The sequence below is a fragment of the Herbaspirillum sp. C7C2 genome, from assembly GCF_022627865.1.
GTDB classification, from domain to species: Bacteria; Pseudomonadota; Gammaproteobacteria; order Burkholderiales; family Burkholderiaceae_D; genus Herbaspirillum; species Herbaspirillum frisingense.
The window spans coordinates 1-613 of record NZ_JABXGI010000051.1; the positions used below are offsets into that span (position 1 = coordinate 1).

1 protein-coding gene is annotated in these 613 nt (G+C 61.2%); it reads right to left on the reverse strand.

From position 1 onward, the window contains the following. On the reverse strand, positions 1–613 hold a 613-nt coding region (locus HWE04_RS24175; RefSeq protein ID WP_241813921.1), incomplete at both ends, for an NAD(P)/FAD-dependent oxidoreductase.

The window sequence follows — 613 nt, forward strand, 5'->3', positions numbered from 1 at the left end:
GTGATCGCGCGGGCGCCGTAGGAGAGGCGTTTGCCACCTTCGAAGAACTTGCGGATTTCCGGATGGGTCTTGTAGCGCTGGAATTCCTCGAATGGCGACAGGTAGGGATTCTGGTAGGCCAGGCCGACCACGTAGCCGACGGCCACCTGATTGTTGTCCAGGTGATAGAGGAAGGAACCTCCGTAGGTATCATTGGAGAGCGGCCAGCCGGCGGTGTGGACCACCAGGCCGGGCTGGTGCACTTCCGGCTTCACTTCCCACAGTTCCTTGATGCCGATGGCATAGGTCTGCGGATCGCGGCCGGCATCCAGCTTGTATTTCGCGATCAACTGCTTGCCCAGGTGGCCGCGCGCACCTTCGGCGAAGAAGGTGTATTTGGCGTGCAGTTCCATGCCCAGCTGGAATTCGGGACCGGGTTCGCCCTCCTTGTTGATGCCCATGTTGCCGGTGGCTACGCCCTTGACTGAGCCATCCTCGTGATAGAGCACTTCGGCAGCGGGGAAGCCCGGGAAGATTTCCACCCCCAGCGCTTCGGCCTGCTGGCCCAGCCAGCGCGTGACGTTGGAAAGCGAAATCACGTAGTTGCCATGGTTCTGGAAGCAGGTGGGGAGCA